We start from the raw sequence: 15,582 nt of genomic DNA on the forward strand, positions 1-15,582 counted from the left end.
AGCCATTTCTCAAACAAGGTTGTCAAAATATTGACTACTAAGGGTGCTAGAAAAATTGTGATGATAATTTCTAACATCGGCAACACCTCCCTTCATTAAATTGAGGGGGCTAAAACATTATATCACACCAGATTTATATCATCAACATCGTGGAATTCCCAAACAAAAACGCCTTTAGGCGCTATTTTTTCTTGAACAAGCGGATGTAGTCCTGTTTACAATGAATAATATCTGATACAAAGACAGCTTTTCTGTCCTCTAAAATATGATAGAAGGCTAGGTAGTCGCCTAAAATGATGCATCTGGTTTTGTGGGGTGGGTATATAATACCTCCTACTCTTTCATCAGCATCAAATCCTACTTCTGGGAAGACTTCAAGACGCTCCAAACCATAAAGAATATTCTTAACTGTGTTTGCTCCTGCCTGTTCTGAAAAGTAGTTAGCTGAGATATAATCTTTAATACCTCTTAGCTGTTCTTGTACCGTTTCAGAGACAATAAGGCTATATGCGTTCTCGTTAAATTCCAAGGTTAGCCCTCACTTCATCAAGGCTGTAAGTTCTTCCATGTTCTAAATCCTCAAAGCTACGAGCAATTTCAGCACGCAACCTTGACAGAAGTTCTTCTCTTTCTTTGTCTACTTGAGTTTCAAATGGCAAGGCTTTATTTTCTACAATGTGTTCTAAAAACAAGTTAAAACTAGCTGTCATATCAAGATTTTGCGCTGTAATAATAGCTTTGGCCTTCTCTAACAAGTCTCTATTAGTCTTAAAGTTCACCTGTGTGTTTTTTTCTAAAACATTCATAGTGGTACCTCCTTTTAGACTATTATATCACTTTCAACTATACAGGTCTAGTTACGTATAGATACTTTTAGCTGTATGCTTAAAAAGCTATTAAACGCCCCAAAGTGCTTAATATCAGGAACTTAAAATGACGAGTTCAGCAGGCAAGAAACTAGCACGGTCAAACGTGCTTTTTTTGTTACTAGTTGCTGATAGATTCATTATATCACATAGCATATAAAAGGCAAAAATAATCCGTATCAAAAAGCACTTAGATTTTTCTAGGTGCTCCTTTCTTTTAACATTTCCTCAAATTCATCCAATTCATCCAAAGATAGTTGTGCAAACACAGTTGACATTTTTTCTTGAATCGAATCATCCTCGCTATTACCGAATTCACTACTATCGATAGCTTCGAGTTGTTTATAAACTTCATTAAATTTTTCCAAAGTCAAAGCCATATTTTTCACTCCAATCCATGAGAGCTAGCTCTTGTGCTGTAACACTATTGTACCCTTTTCTGAGATACTTTTCAATACTATTTCGATAGGTTCGGATATATGTGAAGTCTTTGGATGATTTTTTAATTTATCAACAAATTCATCACTTCGTACATAATCAAGATTCGCTCCAAATTGCCTACCGCTTAACTCTCGTTCTCGTGGTTCCACAACATACTTGCCATACCACTCTTTACACGTCATATCAACAGGGACTAGCTCGGTCTTGCCTGTCACTGGATTCCTTGCTCTGCGCTTCAGCTTGCTGTAGCCTGCATCCTCTGAAATCTTATAAAGTAAGTCATCCGCTCTCTGACGTTCATCATCGTTTTAAACTTATCCAGCTCCATTAGTTCGCTCCTTTGTGGTATAATTAGTCTAAAGAGAAGTGAGGTAGAAATGATAGTGTCGCTACGCAACTTCATAGTATGAGATGACGGGACAGGCACACCGTCCACTACTCTTTGGCGCTTAGATTGTTCTAGGCGTTTTTTGCGTTTTCTCGGCGTTCGCTCTTGGTTCAAGTCCATTCTCCATACTATTTGGTAAGGAATTAAGAGACATTTTTATCTCTCCTATCTCCTTGTCATTCTGCGAGCAACTAAGGCAAGTTATTACTTTGCTTATCTGCTTATCATTTTGTAAGCAACAAAACCAAAAGAACAGACTTTTAAACTTCTCTCATTCCCTCAATACCCAAACAATAAAACACTATCAACTCGTTTAAACACACGTTTCAAACATGCTGGTGTACCTAATATTGGATTCCACGGTTTTAGACACACACACGCTAGTCTTTTGCTAAACTCTGGAATACCCTATAAAGAATTACAACACCGTCTAGGTCATTCTACACTAGCTATGACTATGGACACTTACAGTCATCTTTCCAAAGAAAAAGCAAAAACAGCCGTCTCATTTTATGAGAAAGCTGTAAGTTCGTTATAAGTGATGACAAAAATGATGACAAACTCAGAAATCAAGCTTTTAAGACAAAGAAAAAAGCCCACTGTTGTAGGCTTCTTACAATATAAAGTCTTATCTTAAAGCATTTTGTTGTAGAATTCAACGACAAGTGCTTCGTTGATTTCTGGGTTGATTTCGTCGCGTTCTGGCAAGCGAGTCAATGAACCTTCCAATTTTTCAGCATCGAATGATACGAATGCTGGACGTCCAAGAGTAGCTTCTACTGCTTCAAGGATAGCTGGAACTTTCAATGATTTTTCACGAACTGAGATCACTTGACCTGGAGTTACGCGGTATGATGGGATATCAACGCGTTTTCCGTCAACAAGGATGTGACCGTGGTTTACGAATTGACGAGCTTGACGACGAGTAGTCGCAAGACCAAGACGGTAAACAACGTTATCCAAACGACGTTCCAAAAGAAGCATGAAATTGAAACCTAGGATTCCGCCTTTGATTTTTGTAGCTTGTACGAACAAGTTACGGAATTGTTTTTCACCTACACCGTAAGTGAAACGAAGTTTTTGTTTTTCAGCCAATTGCAAACCGTATTCTGACAATTTAGAACGGTTGTTTGGTCCGTGTTGTCCTGGTACGTAGTTACGACGTGCCAATTCTTTACCTGTACCTGTAAGTGAAAGGCCAAGGCGACGAGCTTGTTTCCAAGATGGTCCTGTATAACGTGACATGTGAATGTCCTCCTGATATAAATAATATTTCGGTGGAAATAGTCACTTAGAAAGCCCTGATTCGTGCAGATGCCCTTCGCCTAAACAGCCAAGGTTACTTATCATAAGACACCTGTTGACGAGCTTCATGCTTTCCTGCTGATATTTCGCACAAAATCCATTCTACCATGAATAGCTAGATTTGTAAAGGGGGTTTAAGCTTTATTTTCATTACCAGAGAGATTGAGAGCAAGGGTAAAGGTGCTTCCTAGGCCGTACTGACTGCTGACTGTGATTTCCCCACCCAATTGGTGGGCCAATTCACGCGCAATCGCAAGACCAAGACCATGACCACCTGTTTTCATGTTACGCGAAGTTTCTACACGATAAAGGCGTTTGAAAATATTCTCCAAATCCTCTGAGGCAATCCCCTGTCCCTCATCGGTCACACTGATTGAAAGCTGGTGCTTCTCCAGCTTAGCCACCACTTCCAGCTTGGTTCCTGGAGCAGAGTATTTAAAAGCGTTATTGACCAGATTCACCAAGATACGAGAAAGCTTGGCATAATCTCCCTCAATCCGGGCAGACTCTGGGATTACCTGCAAGTGGACATCTCTTCTCTCCTGCTCAATCAAGAACTGAAATTCACTCATGCACTCAATCAAGAGCTGATCCAGAAAAATACTATCTTTACTGGTCATATCCGCCTGATTTCTGGCTGTGTTTAGAGTCAAAAAATTCAACTCCTCAACCAGTTTATTGAGCCTCTCCGTCTGGCGTCCAATGGTTGCTAGATAATGAGCTTGCTCCGACTCCTTGATAACCCCATCTAAAATCCCTTCTACCGTCGCTTGGATTGAAGTGATAGGAGTCTTAATATCATGCGAAAGTTGAGCAATCATCAAGCCCTTTTCTCGTTCGCTTTCTTCCAAGGAATCAAAGCTTGCCTGCAAATCATGGGACATTTCATTAAAAGCTTGGCCTAATTGTTGAAATTCTAAAGGGCCTTGAACCTCCAAATTTGAAGGAAAATCCTTGTCCGCTACCCGGTTGGCATGTTCCTTGAGTTTGCCCAACGACGTAAATACCGGCGATAGGAGAAAGAGACTAATACCAGCACCGACAAGGCTGGCAACGATGGTCATCCCAAGCAAAAAGTAAATCTCACTTTTCTCAATCAGCATTTTTTGAACAGCCCAAAAAACAACCAAAATGGTTAAGATGGTTGAAATAATATATCCAACCAAAATATAACTTTTTAGTTTCATGTTTGTCCTCTCGGTTTCTCTATCTTATATCCCAACCCCCAAACTGTCTTAATAGTGGGCGTTTGGTCACTACTATATTTTGCCAACTCCTGTCGAAGAGCATGGATATGCACATTCAAGGTATTGGTATCATCCACATAGTCTTCTTGCCAGACCTTTTCATAGAGGTCTGTCTTGGAGAAAACTCGCTCTGGATTGCTAGCTAAAATCCACAGCAATTCAAATGATTTAACAGTCAAATCCAGCATTTCTTCTCCTATTTGAACTTCATGACTACTATGATTCATTTTTAGATTGCCAAGGGAAATCAGCTCTGTTTCGCCCCCACGATGAAGGCGACGCAAAATATTATGGACCCGCAAAACCAGCTCACGAGGGCTAAAGGGCTTAGCAATAAAATCATCTGCTCCCAAGCTCAGACCGTAAATCTTGTCCTGTTCACTGGTCTTAGCAGTAATAAATAGGAAAGGCTGCTCTGGTGATAAGTATTGAACCTCACCGATTAAATCATAACCATCCATCCGAGGCATCATGACATCTGTGATAATCAAATCAATCGGTTTTTTCTTGAACAGCTCTAGCGCTTCCAGTCCATCATGGGCTACCAAGACCTGATAACCTGCCTGAATTAAGTATCTCTGATGAATATCTGTGATTTCTACCTCGTCATCGACGAGTAAAATTGTCTTTCCCATCTGTCTCTCCTTTGATAAAAACAGTGCTATACTGCTTTAAGTATAACACTATTTTTATTGTTTTACGATGATTTTAATCTGCTATTGAAAGAAAGTCCTGATTGCTGATTGAGTTGGTAAACTAGCCTTAGTCAGCCCACTATCCATCATTTATTTCCTTAGCTGATTAGTTTTCTTCTTTTTTGTTTTTCAAACCTAGACCACCGAGTAAACCTGCAAGCGCAAGCCCAAGGAAACCAATACTTGCCATTGAGGTTTGAGCTTCACCAGTATTTGGTAGCATAGCTTTATCATCTGACATCATCTTGTCTGACATCATCGTATCAGCCATCTTGTTAGCAGAAGCAGCCATGTTTTCACCTGCCATCGTATTGGTAGAGCTTGTCATGGTGTCAGCAGGCATGCTATCTGTAGTACTTGGAGCTGGAGTCTCAGTCTTCATACCTGATTTTTCCATTTGATCATTTGCTGGCATTGCTTTATCAGTCTCTTTGGCTGGTGCCATCATGTCCTTATGGTCAGCAGCTGTTTGATGAGTCGCACCTGTAGCATGATTATGATTCATCGGAGTCACGCCAGAACCAGAGTTAGAAGGTGAGAATGAACCATTTGCTGTGCCTGATGTTTCTTTAACATTTATCTTAATAGTAACTTGTTTAGTTGCTACGATGTTTGTCAAATCTGCTTTACCGTCTTTATTTCCGTAAACTTTAACAGTAGCTTTATAAGTTTGAGTACCATTAGCACGAAGCTGATCGATTAAAGCTTGACCTTGTTTACCAACAGTATTGCCATTTAAGTCTACTTCATAGAAGTATTGACCTTTTGTTTTCACATTTTCTCCTAATGGAGATAAAGCAGGATTTTTAGCTACACCATTATCAGACCATGGAGCCTTATCAGAAGCTTTTAGTAATAGACGAGTCAACATACCATCACCAGCGAATAGTTCATAAGGAATTACTTGGTTTACACCTGCTGTGAATGGACCTTTTCCTTCAGCTTTTTCAAGATAAGCTGCTGGAACATCGATACTGTCTTTAACGTTATCTTTAACAGCTTTTTCGACAGTTTCTTTAGCAACTAATCCATTGATGTTGATGTCTACATTTTTAGTAGCAACTAGATTAGTCAAATCAGCTTTACCGTCTTTATTTCCGTAAACTTTAACAGTAGCTTTATAAGTTTGAGTACCATTAGCACGAAGCTGATCAATTAAATCTTGACCTTGTTTACCAACAGTATTGCCATTTAAGTCTACTTCATAGAAATATTGACCTTTTGTTTTCACATTTTCTCCTAATGGAGATAAAGCAGGATTTTTAGCTGTACCATTATCAGACCATGGAGCCTTATCAGAAGCTTTTAGTAATAGACGAGTCAACATACCATCACCAGCGAATAGTTCATAAGGAATTACTTGGTTTACACCGGCTGTGAATGGACCTTTTCCTTCAGCTTTTTCTAAGTAGGCTGCAGGAACATCGATACTGTCTTTAACGTTGTTTTCAACTGCAGATTTAACATCGCTTCTTGTTACAAGACCGTTCAAGGTAATATTAACATTACGTGTCTTGACAACCTTATTCAAATCAGGTTTATCTCCGACTGCTTCATAGACAGTCAGGGTAGCTTCATAGGTATTTGTACCATTCGTACGCAGTGTATCTAATAAATCCTGATCTTGCTTACCTGTAGTGTTACCATTCAAAGATACTTGATAGTAATACTTGCCATCAGGTAAATTTTTCACTGGTGGAATTTTCGCGTTTTGAGCTACACCGTTATCTGACCATGGAGCCTTGTCGGATGCTTTTAGCAAGAGACGAGTCAACATACCATCGCCTGCGAAAAGTTCATATTTAAGCGGTTTGTTTACACCAGCCAAGAAAGGACCGGAAGCTTTGGCTTGTTCTAGGTAGCCAGCTGGGACATCGATACTGTCTTTAACATCCTCATCGACAGCTTTTTTAATATCTTCTGGGCTTGCTTGTTTCCCATCCGCATCAGCTGTATCTACAGCTCCTTTTAAGACATCTGTTAGCTCTGGATTTTCTTGAGCTTCTTCACCTTTTTCAAAAAGTGTATCCAGACGAGAAGGGCTTGTTTCCTCGCTCACTTCAGTTCCTTCTGTAGGTGTCGGAAGTGAATTCGTATTTCCAGCAACGACCTCAGGTTTCGCTTCAGCAAGAACGGTGTCTCCCTGAGTTTCTGCTAAGTCACCCTCTTTCGTTACTGATTCCCCTTCAGGTAAGACTTGAGCAGGGGTTGGATTGAGCCCATCGGCACGTACAGAACTTGGCTGACCAACTAGGACAAAGAAGCCACTAGCCACAACAACTGAGGCAACACCGACACTAAGACGGCGAATAGACCAACGAGTATATCTTTGATTTGGATTGAATTTCATAGGATTCTCCTTAGAGTTTTTCTTTATTTGATGACTCTAGTATAATCTCCTAAAATTAAAAAGGACTAAGAAAAAGTTAAAATTTTTCTTAAATCCCTCTTATAAAATACTTATATCAATTAAATCCATAAACAGATTTGGTGATTTGATAGACGACATTGGAAAGTTTGCGGGCTGGCAAGACCGAATGTTTGGTCAAACGGCTGAGCATGGTTTTGCGAATAGCCTGAAAGACCTCTGGATTTTCCTGCTGAATATAGGTCCACAGCTCCCGTTTTTTGGCAAGATGCTCTGCTGTGCCTGCTCGGTTGAGCAAGGCACTGGAAATCACCGTCGTGATTTCAATGTGATTCAACAGATATTCTCGCATTTTGGGGTGGCTTACTTGGGATAAATCAAGCTGGTCTACCAAGAGTCGATTGACTTTCAGTTGCTGGTCAATGCGCTTAATCATCACTTGCTCATTGACAGACTGGTCCTCACGCCCAATCAAATAACGATAGAAATCGACAGGCAGATAGTACATGGTCTTGACCTGCTGAAGGGGGGTAAAGACAAAAAGATTATCGACATAAAAAGTATGTTCAGGCAATTGGAACTGGCTAGCACGCAACAAATCTGTCCGATAAATCAGCGAGTGCATCATGATATACTGGCCTTTTGAGAAATTTCCGACCTGGTCCCAGCCAAAAATCTGCTGAACAGGCAAGACTGACTCATAACTCATACTCTTCTTACGAGACTGACCTTCCTTTTCATAGACAAAATTAGTCACAAAGGCATCTACCTCTTGACCCTCGCTCTCTAGTTCCTGCAAGGTTTCAAGAATCTTTAGGTAAGCACGAGGATCCACCCAGTCATCACTGTCAACTACTTTAAAATAACGCCCAGAAGCCTCTGCCAAGCCACGATTGACCGCACCGCCATGGCCTTTATTTTCCTGATAAATGGCTCTAACGATGCTAGGATACTTTCTGGCTAAACGCTCAGCGATTTCCTGAGTCTGGTCCTGAGACCCGTCATTGATAATCAAAATCTCAACTTGCTCACCACCAATCACTAGCGACTCCACACAGTAATGAAGATAGGCTGCAGCATTATAGCTAGGAATGGCGATAGACAATAACTTCATAATCTGCTCCTTTAGGGGACTGATTTTTTCTTATACTCTTCGAAAATCTCTTCAAACCGCGTCAACCCTATCTGCAACCTCAAAACACTGTTTTGAGCAACCTACGGCTAGTTTCCTAGTTTGATCTTTGATTTTCATTGAGTATTACTCTCTCTTGTCACTTCTTTCTATTTTACCATAAAGTCCAGCCTTTGAAGAACTTTTACTAGAATATAAGGCTTCTGTCTCTATTTGCCATCTTGGGCATCAAAAAAGAGGGAAGCTCCCTCTTTTACGAATTCAATGCTGCTAGGGTATCCAAATACTGGTTATTGATGACCGCCAAAATATAGGTATCTGCCTTCAAAAGGTCATCTGGTCCAAATTCAACATCCAATGGGGAATTTTCCTGCTCTCGGAAACCCAAAATATTCAGATTGTATTTGCCACGGAGGTCTAATTCACTCAAACTTTGACCTGCCCAAGACTGAGGAATTTTCATCTCCACAATAGAGACATTTTTATCCAACTGAAAGACATCAACACTATTATGGAAAAGAATGGTCTGTGCTAGAGACTGCCCCATTTCATACTCTGGCGAGATAACCGAGTCAGCTCCAATCTTTTCCAGCACTTTCTTAGCTGTATGGCTTTTGACCTTGGCAATAACAGTCGGTACCCCCAAACTCTTACAGTGCATAACCGCAAGCACACTCGACTCCAGATTTTCACCTGTTGCGACTACAACGGTATCGCAGGTATCAATCCCTGCTGATCTCAATAATTCTTCATCTGTGATGTCGCCAATCACTCCACGCGCCAAAACTGGCTCAAACTGATTGATGCGCTCTGCGTGGTCATCAATAGCGATAATATTCATATCCTGCTTGGCTAGGGCAGCTAGGACACTGCTCCCAAAAATTCCCAAGCCTAAAATTCCAATCGTACGATCTGACATGCTCTTTCCTTTCTTAACCAATACTAATATCTGCTTTCATATAGTGAATCATATCTTTCTTTTCTGGATGGTAATCTGCTAGACTGACCAGCAGGGTTAAGGGACCAATTCGTCCGATAAACATGAGAACCATAATCACACTTAGAGCTAATTTCCCTAAATCTGGAGTTAAATTTGCCGTCACTCCGACTGTCCCAAGAGCAGAAATGGTTTCAAATATGAGGTGGATAAAGGGAGGATTTCCCTTAGCTGTGATCCCTAGTAAAATCAAGCCCAGCAAGAAGGTCATCAAAAAGATAATAAAGACACTAAAGGATTTTTGAACCGTTCGTGGCGCAATCGTCCGTCGAGCGACATTGGCATGAGGTAAGCCTAGAAGCTCACTTCGTGCAAAAACCAAGAGGACAAAAAATGTGGTAATCTTGAGCCCCCCAGCTGTTCCTCCTGGAGCCCCACCTAGAAACATCTGCAAGATATAAATCAATAAGGTAACAGGACGAGCCATGCTGTAATCAATTGTCCCAAAACCAGCCGTTCTCATGCTGACAGTTTGGAAAAAGCTGACCAAGACCTTATCTGCAACAGGGAGATTGCCAATCGTCCCTGCATTGTTCCATTCAAGAACGAGACTGCTCACCGTCCCAAAAGCTAGTAGCCCCACCGTCAGTAATAAAACCAGTTTGGTGTGAAAATGCAGGCGCCCTTTTTTCTTTTTCCCTATATGCGTAGCAAGGTCAAACCAGACCATAAATCCAAGACCACCTGTGATAATCAAGCCTGCGATGACCAGATTGACCAAGGGATCAGTCTGAAAAGCAATCAAGCTCGTACTTCCAAAATTATCAAAACCTGCATTACAGAAGGCGGATATAGCTAGAAAAATAGCACTAAAGAGACCGCGCCCCCAGCCAAGTTGAGGAACAAAACGAAAACTGAGGAATAGAGCTCCCAAACCCTCAACCAAAAAAGTCGTGAGAAAAATAGAATAGACAAACTTTCTCAAAGATCGAGTCTCTCCATAACTAAAACTATCCTGAATAGTTGCACGGCTACGAAGACTAAGCTTTTGCTTGCTCTGGATATAGAAAACCCCAATAAAGGTCATGAGCCCCAGACCACCAATCTGAATCAAGAACATACAAATGAGCTGACCCCAAATATTGTAGGTCGAAGCGACAGGCTGGGTAAAAAGACCTGTCACACAGACCATGGATACAGTTGTAAAGAGATGGTCAAAATAAGTCGCTCGAGAGCTAGGCACTTGGACAAAAGGCAAGCTCAAAAGAAGAGAGCCTAGTAAAATGACCAAGGCAAAACTCAAAAAAATACGACGGGCTGGCGAAAGCCCGCCCAAAGCCCTTTCAAGTTTTTTCACAAATAATTTAAATAACATACATCCATTGTACCATAAAAAGAAGGAGAGGAGTTAGATCTGAAAGGCTATTTCAAGGCAGAGTTCTAGCGCCTTATCAAAAGCTTCCGAGCCCCAGTCACGACTATCGTACTCATCCAAGTCAGCTAGGGAATCTGCTGTGAACAACAATTCACCCCAGAGAATCCCACGCAATTGAGCTACTGCCGCAAGCGCAGCACACTCCATCTCTACAACAGCACAGCCTTCTTCCTTACGATAAGCCACCTTTTCAGCCGTTTCTCGGTAAAAACCGTCTGTGGTCCAGGTCATGACTTCTTCATAAGGAATCTCTCTGGTTTCCAAAACTTGCTCAATAGCAGCAATAGCCTCTGGCTGCATTTCCATATAACGAGAAGGTGCCACATAGTGGTAACTGGCTCCTTCATCTCGCAGAGCGCGAACAGGGACTAGAAAGGCATTTTCCTCTATATCGGCTAAGACACCACAGGTACCTGTGGAAATAATCTGCTCCACACCATAGCCAATCAACCAATCCATAAACTGGGCTGCTGGAGCGGAGCCGACAGGTGCCTGAGCCAGACAGATCTCCTCGCCTTTGTAGTTCACGACATAGACTGGATAGGTCTTGGTGGCAGAAACAAATTCACCGACACAGTTGGCCCCTACTTCCCTCGCATAGCGGTCAATCTCCTCACCTAAAAAAGCATAAACACACTTCTTTGGCAGGTGCAAATCCAGCCCCTCGTGATTGGGCATGATAACCGCCTGAGGATTATCATCAAACTCTAAAATGGGAATCGCATGTTTCTGAATCATAGCCCACCTCCTCTAATTTTGTACTATTGTATCAAAAATTGACGGAGTGTCAAGGAGGGGCTGATGAACTGAGAATAAAAACAATACAATAACAATATTTTTGACAGAGACTCTTTTTAATGGTACAATGGATTTGCTTAAAAGTTCGATGAAATAAGCATATAAGAAAACACCACCGGTTGTCGCCAGTGGTGTTTTTTTCGCTTGCTCAAGGCGCTCAGGCTATTTCTTTTTCTTGTCGCATTTGCTTGCTACAAATCGGATAAGCCACTCCGATAAGACATTCGCTAGTGTACCAGCAAGAATAGGTAGCAAGACAAGTTCGATGAAAACGCACATAAGATCACCTCCTGCCTGCGCAGTCTAGTGTTTGCAATCTTGCTATTGTACCATCTCTGACTGAAAATAAATAGAAAAATCATTGACATCATCTAGTCATCCACAAAAACTCTCTCCTACACTAATACTTCTTGTATCAAAAAACATCCCAATTACAAGATGCTTTGCAATTGCTTAATGAAGCAGACTTGCTAAGATATAGAGTAGGTGAATGTGAACCGGGTAAAAATGTAGAAGAAGTTTTTATCTCCACTCCCTTTTTCTCCATTATTGAAGAACAAGGGAATAACAGAAAAGAAACAACACCCGCTGTTCCTTTTTACTTCTATTCCACAGGTATCTCCTTAATCACGCGCGCAGGATTGCCACCTAACACAACATTGTCCCCAAAGGACTTGGTGATTACTGCCCCTGCTCCTGCAACGACGTTATTTCCCAGTGTGACTCCAGGCAGGACAATGACGCCACCACCAGCCCAGAAATTATCTCCGATTGTGATAGGCTTACCGTACTCAATACCTGAATTTCGCTCATGTGGATCCAGCGGATGAAGTGGAGTCAGGAACTGACAATTAGGACCAATCATGGCATTGTCTCCAATACGAATCGGACAAACATCCAGCATGGTCAAGTTCCAGTTAGAATAAAAATTTTCCCCTAGATGGATATTGACTCCATAATCGACCACCAGACGTGGATTGACATATAGATTTTGCCCAGTTGAACCAAACCAAGCCTTAATGATTTCAGCTCCCTTTAAGGGGTCTTCTTCCTTGTTAAAGGCAGCTTGTTTTTGGCGAGAAGCCTCAGCCAAGGCTCGCAATTCTGGGTTTGATGGACGGTAAACCTCTCCTGCTATCATTTTCTGGTATTCACTGGTCATTGCATTCTTCTCCTTATTCCTTACTATCATATCAAAATTTCTACATATCTGACTAGGATAAGGAGCACTTTCTACAATTTATACTCTTCGAAAATCTCTTCAAACCGCGTCAACGTCGCTTTGCCGTATATATGTTACTGACTTCGTCAGTTCTATCTGCAACCTCAAAACGGTGTTTTGAGCTGACTTCGTCAGTCTTATCTACAACCTCAAAACAGTGTTTTGAGCAACCTGCGGCTAGTTTCCTAGTTTGCTCTTTGATTTTCATTGAGTATTAGATGCTAGTCTTTATCACATCCTATCTAGCTAAGCGAATACGCGTCACGATTCCATCTGGGTCTGTCACTTCTAACTGAGTTGATGTCAGCCACTTGATAGGCGCCTCAACTTCCTGTCCTCTTTCGGCAATTGCTAGAAGTTCTTCTTTGCTTGCGACTTCAATGACATAGTAGGCCAAGCCGGGTAAACCTTGTTCACGTCTGGTTAGCCTTTTTCCTCCCCACTCGTTGACCGCTAAATGATGATGATAATCCCCAGACGCAATCCAACTAGCGCTAGGTAGACTAAATTTATCCTCTAGTCCTAACACTTTTTGATAAAACTGGCTGGATTTTCGACTATCCCTGACAGAAAGATGGATATGCCCCATGCGCGTAGTAGAGGCTATCTCAAAAGGTTCTACTTTACGTCCCATCTCATATATTTCTTGAGCAGATAAGGCTTCGGTCACTCCGACAATGCGCCCATCCTCACTAATATCCCATTCCTCTACAGGCTTATCCCAATAAATTTCAATCCCATTCCCTTCTAAATCTTCCAGATAGATTGCTTCACTGTAGCCATGATCCGCCCCGCCGACTAGCTGAATTTGCAGCTCTGCTATATGCTTAAACAGATTTGCCAAATCCTCACGACTTGGTAAAAGGATAGCTAGGTGATAGAGACCATAGTGATCTTGCCCCTCCTCTAGTCTGTCTGTTTTCAGTAAATGAACCAAAGCCTTTCCACCAGCTCCTAAAATACTTTCAGATTCTGTCTGAGAAAGGATTTCCAAGCCTAGAATCTGATGATAGAAGGCAGTCTGACTTGCCAAGTCCTTAACATTTAAAACAGCCTCTGCCAAATAAATCTTACTATTGTATGCGTAGGTCATCTATTTCTCCTTTGTTCTTTTTTATTGTAACTTTATTTATTACAACATTATACTCCTTTTTTACTTGGAGTCAAGTAGAACAACTCAAATAGCAGGACAAAACGAGGTTGGGCAAAAAGTCGACTTCAGGAGAAAATGAAGTAAATCTCCCCACAATAAAACGCATAGTACCAAGGTTTCTCAAGACCTGATACTATGCGTTTTTCTGATTTCAAAGACTTCTTGCCCAGCCTCGTTTTTCTTTATCCTCGTCCGCCAGGGGCTGGACCGCCGCCTTGAGGACCTCTATTCGGACCTCCGCCTCCAGGCATAGAATTGACAATATCTGTTTGTTTTTCGCCGTTGATGTAAATATCCCCACCTGTATAGGTTGCTGTTCCATCAAAGTCAAAGCCTGATTGTCCTATCAATTTAATGGTTCCGCCTGTGACCGTGATATTCCCGTTTGAGTCAATCGGATCTGTGTCCCCTTGACCAACTTCTACAGTTAGATTGCCACCTGTCATAGTAAAGTAAATGTCACTTTGCTGGGCATTTTTATTGGCTGCATTGACTCCATCATCTGTCGAGTAGACATTGATATCTCCACCATTGATCGTAATGGCTTTCCCTTCAATTCCTTCAGTCGCATTCTTGACTGTGTAAGTACCACTATCAATCACTAGGTTGCCAGAAGCGTGAATGCCGTCATCGCCTGCTGTGACTGTTATGGTATTGTTCGCCAAATACATATTTCCCACAGTCATATCGTCATCATTGTCAACTTTGACACCATCTTCCTTGGCATCGATCGTCATGGTCGTACCAGTGATGTTAAGTTCATCATTGACATTAAAGGCATCGCCTACCGATGTGATGTTAAAGGTTCCACCTGTGATGTGGAGGGTGTCGTTAGCCTTGATAGCATTGCTTTTCTTGCCATCTACATTGAGAGTTCCTGAGCCATTGATGGTCAAATCAACCTTAGAAAAGAGAGCTGCATTTGCCTTTTCATCACTGTTAGAGCTTGAGTCAGAGAGACTGTTGGTGGTTCCCTCTGCTAGAGTGAGGTAGACATGACCTGCGCTTGTAGCCGAAATAGCCGCATCTGTATTGGTCATGGTCGCGCCTTTTAGGACAAGTTTCACATCATCAGACTTATCAGCTGCAATTTTAATTTGCACTCCGTCAGACTGACCAGAAATGACATAGGTACCTGCTTTTGAGATAGTCACTGTTGAGCCAGAAACTGTCACACCGTCTCCAGAGACACTTGCAGATGAGCCCGACAATTCAATCTTAGAGGCTGTATTTTCATCATAAGAAGTGTCGTAGTCCTTTTCTGTAAAGTAAGAAGATTGACTGTTTTTAGTTGAAGTTGTGATGGCAGTAGTATCTGCCGCTGCAGTTGTACTTGACTTGGTCGTTGACTGCCCACAAGCTGTCATCAAGGTCAAAGCTGTTAAACTGGTTAAGATTAGAGTCCATTTTTTTGATTTCATACTTTTTTCCTCGCCTTCATTTAGCTTGAGCTTAGTTTACAGGGGAAATCTGAAAAAAATCTGAACTTTTTCTGAAAGTTTTTCTTAAGTTCAGTTTCAGTTAAGGTATCTTTAACAAAAGTTTTAGGAAAGTTCCATAGACTAGTCACAAGCAAGTTCAACTTGCCCAGACAC

Annotated in this window: 15 protein-coding genes and 2 pseudogenes; 1 reads left to right on the top strand and 16 read right to left on the bottom strand. The window is 41.5% G+C overall.

Annotated features, from left to right (window positions below; translation table 11 throughout):
• Window positions 1-181: 181 nt before the first annotated feature.
• The 4 genes and pseudogenes from HWX15_RS07310 to HWX15_RS10255 form a co-directional block, all read right to left on the bottom strand.
• Window positions 182-529 carry a type II toxin-antitoxin system RelE/ParE family toxin gene (locus HWX15_RS07310; RefSeq protein WP_175880692.1) on the bottom strand — a complete coding sequence of 116 codons (348 nt, stop codon included), beginning with the start codon at window positions 527-529 and terminating at the stop codon, window positions 182-184.
• Entirely contained in the window at window positions 519-806 is a 288-nt protein-coding gene (gene relB, locus HWX15_RS07315; protein ID WP_001101480.1) for a type II toxin-antitoxin system RelB/ParD family antitoxin, read from the bottom strand. Before relB ends, HWX15_RS07310 begins: the two co-directional genes overlap by 11 nt.
• A gap of 260 nt (window positions 807-1,066) precedes the next feature.
• Window positions 1,067-1,246 (bottom strand): hypothetical protein, encoded by a 180-nt coding sequence (locus HWX15_RS07320; protein WP_175880693.1) that lies wholly within the window; start codon window positions 1,244-1,246, stop codon window positions 1,067-1,069.
• Between the two features lie 314 nt (window positions 1,247-1,560).
• Window positions 1,561-1,635: pseudogene (locus tag HWX15_RS10255) on the bottom strand (transcriptional regulator); the annotation flags it as partial.
• 340 nt (window positions 1,636-1,975) lie between these two features.
• On the opposite strand from HWX15_RS10255, the pseudogene HWX15_RS07325 reads away from it, so the two are divergent.
• Window positions 1,976-2,233: pseudogene (locus HWX15_RS07325) on the top strand (tyrosine-type recombinase/integrase); the annotation flags it as partial.
• A 95-nt stretch (window positions 2,234-2,328) separates the two neighbouring features.
• Here the strand turns inward: HWX15_RS07325 and rpsD are convergent.
• The 12 genes from rpsD to HWX15_RS07385 all read right to left on the bottom strand — a co-directional run bounded on the left by rpsD (window position 2,329) and on the right by HWX15_RS07385 (window position 15,408).
• Window positions 2,329-2,940: a 30S ribosomal protein S4 gene (gene rpsD, locus HWX15_RS07330; RefSeq protein ID WP_000092756.1), complete on the bottom strand. Its 612-nt coding sequence runs from the start codon at window positions 2,938-2,940 to the stop codon at window positions 2,329-2,331.
• A gap of 194 nt (window positions 2,941-3,134) precedes the next feature.
• Window positions 3,135-4,187, bottom strand: coding sequence for a HAMP domain-containing sensor histidine kinase (locus HWX15_RS07335; protein WP_175880694.1), 1,053 nt, complete (start codon window positions 4,185-4,187; stop codon window positions 3,135-3,137).
• Window positions 4,184-4,882 carry a response regulator transcription factor gene (locus tag HWX15_RS07340; protein WP_000520637.1) on the bottom strand — a complete coding sequence of 233 codons (699 nt, stop codon included), beginning with the start codon at window positions 4,880-4,882 and terminating at the stop codon, window positions 4,184-4,186. The genes HWX15_RS07335 and HWX15_RS07340 overlap by 4 nt, the downstream gene beginning before the upstream one ends.
• A 166-nt stretch (window positions 4,883-5,048) precedes the next feature.
• Entirely contained in the window at window positions 5,049-7,292 is a 2,244-nt protein-coding gene (locus HWX15_RS07345; protein WP_175880695.1) for a PavB family fibronectin-binding SSURE repeat adhesin, read from the bottom strand.
• A gap of 115 nt (window positions 7,293-7,407) precedes the next feature.
• Window positions 7,408-8,424: a glycosyltransferase family 2 protein gene (locus HWX15_RS07350; protein ID WP_057488074.1), complete on the bottom strand. Its 1,017-nt coding sequence runs from the start codon at window positions 8,422-8,424 to the stop codon at window positions 7,408-7,410.
• Between the two features lie 271 nt (window positions 8,425-8,695).
• A complete protein-coding gene (locus HWX15_RS07355; RefSeq protein ID WP_050226157.1) occupies window positions 8,696-9,361 on the bottom strand; it encodes a potassium channel family protein in 666 nt (221 codons plus the stop codon).
• A gap of 13 nt (window positions 9,362-9,374) precedes the next feature.
• A complete protein-coding gene (locus HWX15_RS07360; protein ID WP_175880696.1) occupies window positions 9,375-10,754 on the bottom strand; it encodes a potassium transporter TrkG in 1,380 nt (459 codons plus the stop codon).
• 33 nt (window positions 10,755-10,787) lie between these two features.
• On the bottom strand, window positions 10,788-11,552 hold the full coding sequence (locus HWX15_RS07365; RefSeq protein ID WP_175880697.1) for a nucleoside phosphorylase: 765 nt from the start codon (window positions 11,550-11,552) through the stop codon (window positions 10,788-10,790).
• A 664-nt stretch (window positions 11,553-12,216) separates the two neighbouring features.
• Entirely contained in the window at window positions 12,217-12,774 is a 558-nt protein-coding gene (locus HWX15_RS07370) for a sugar O-acetyltransferase (protein ID WP_175880698.1), read from the bottom strand.
• A gap of 109 nt (window positions 12,775-12,883) precedes the next feature.
• Complete coding sequence (locus HWX15_RS10000) at window positions 12,884-13,042, bottom strand: hypothetical protein (protein ID WP_254867358.1); 159 nt, start codon at window positions 13,040-13,042, stop codon at window positions 12,884-12,886.
• Between the two features lie 30 nt (window positions 13,043-13,072).
• Window positions 13,073-13,927, bottom strand: a complete 855-nt coding sequence (locus HWX15_RS07380; protein ID WP_175880699.1) for a VOC family protein — start codon at window positions 13,925-13,927, stop codon at window positions 13,073-13,075.
• Between the two features lie 242 nt (window positions 13,928-14,169).
• Window positions 14,170-15,408, bottom strand: coding sequence for a carbohydrate-binding domain-containing protein (locus HWX15_RS07385; RefSeq protein ID WP_175880700.1), 1,239 nt, complete (start codon window positions 15,406-15,408; stop codon window positions 14,170-14,172).
• Between the last annotated feature and the right edge of the window lie 174 nt (window positions 15,409-15,582).

It is taken from the genome of Streptococcus thalassemiae (assembly GCF_903645285.1).
GTDB lineage: Bacteria > Bacillota > Bacilli > Lactobacillales > Streptococcaceae > Streptococcus > Streptococcus thalassemiae.

Excerpts from the sequence above, each read along its gene's own strand:
- HWX15_RS07345 (WP_175880695.1), bottom strand. The coding sequence starts at position 7,292 with ATGAAATTCAATCCAAATCAAAGATATACTCGTTGGTCTATTCGCCGT.
- HWX15_RS07350 (WP_057488074.1), bottom strand. The coding sequence starts at position 8,424 with ATGAAGTTATTGTCTATCGCCATTCCTAGCTATAATGCTGCAGCCTAT.
- HWX15_RS07355 (WP_050226157.1), bottom strand. The coding sequence starts at position 9,361 with ATGTCAGATCGTACGATTGGAATTTTAGGCTTGGGAATTTTTGGGAGC.
- HWX15_RS07370 (WP_175880698.1), bottom strand. The coding sequence starts at position 12,774 with ATGACCAGTGAATACCAGAAAATGATAGCAGGAGAGGTTTACCGTCCA.
- HWX15_RS07340 (WP_000520637.1), bottom strand. The coding sequence starts at position 4,882 with ATGGGAAAGACAATTTTACTCGTCGATGACGAGGTAGAAATCACAGAT.
- HWX15_RS07360 (WP_175880696.1), bottom strand. The coding sequence starts at position 10,754 with ATGTTATTTAAATTATTTGTGAAAAAACTTGAAAGGGCTTTGGGCGGG.
- HWX15_RS10000 (WP_254867358.1), bottom strand. The coding sequence starts at position 13,042 with ATGAAAATCAAAGAGCAAACTAGGAAACTAGCCGCAGGTTGCTCAAAA.
- relB (WP_001101480.1), bottom strand. The coding sequence starts at position 806 with ATGAATGTTTTAGAAAAAAACACACAGGTGAACTTTAAGACTAATAGA.
- HWX15_RS07320 (WP_175880693.1), bottom strand. The coding sequence starts at position 1,246 with ATGGCTTTGACTTTGGAAAAATTTAATGAAGTTTATAAACAACTCGAA.
- rpsD (WP_000092756.1), bottom strand. The coding sequence starts at position 2,940 with ATGTCACGTTATACAGGACCATCTTGGAAACAAGCTCGTCGCCTTGGC.
- HWX15_RS07380 (WP_175880699.1), bottom strand. The coding sequence starts at position 13,927 with ATGACCTACGCATACAATAGTAAGATTTATTTGGCAGAGGCTGTTTTA.
- HWX15_RS07385 (WP_175880700.1), bottom strand. The coding sequence starts at position 15,408 with ATGAAATCAAAAAAATGGACTCTAATCTTAACCAGTTTAACAGCTTTG.
- HWX15_RS07365 (WP_175880697.1), bottom strand. The coding sequence starts at position 11,552 with ATGATTCAGAAACATGCGATTCCCATTTTAGAGTTTGATGATAATCCT.
- HWX15_RS07335 (WP_175880694.1), bottom strand. The coding sequence starts at position 4,187 with ATGAAACTAAAAAGTTATATTTTGGTTGGATATATTATTTCAACCATC.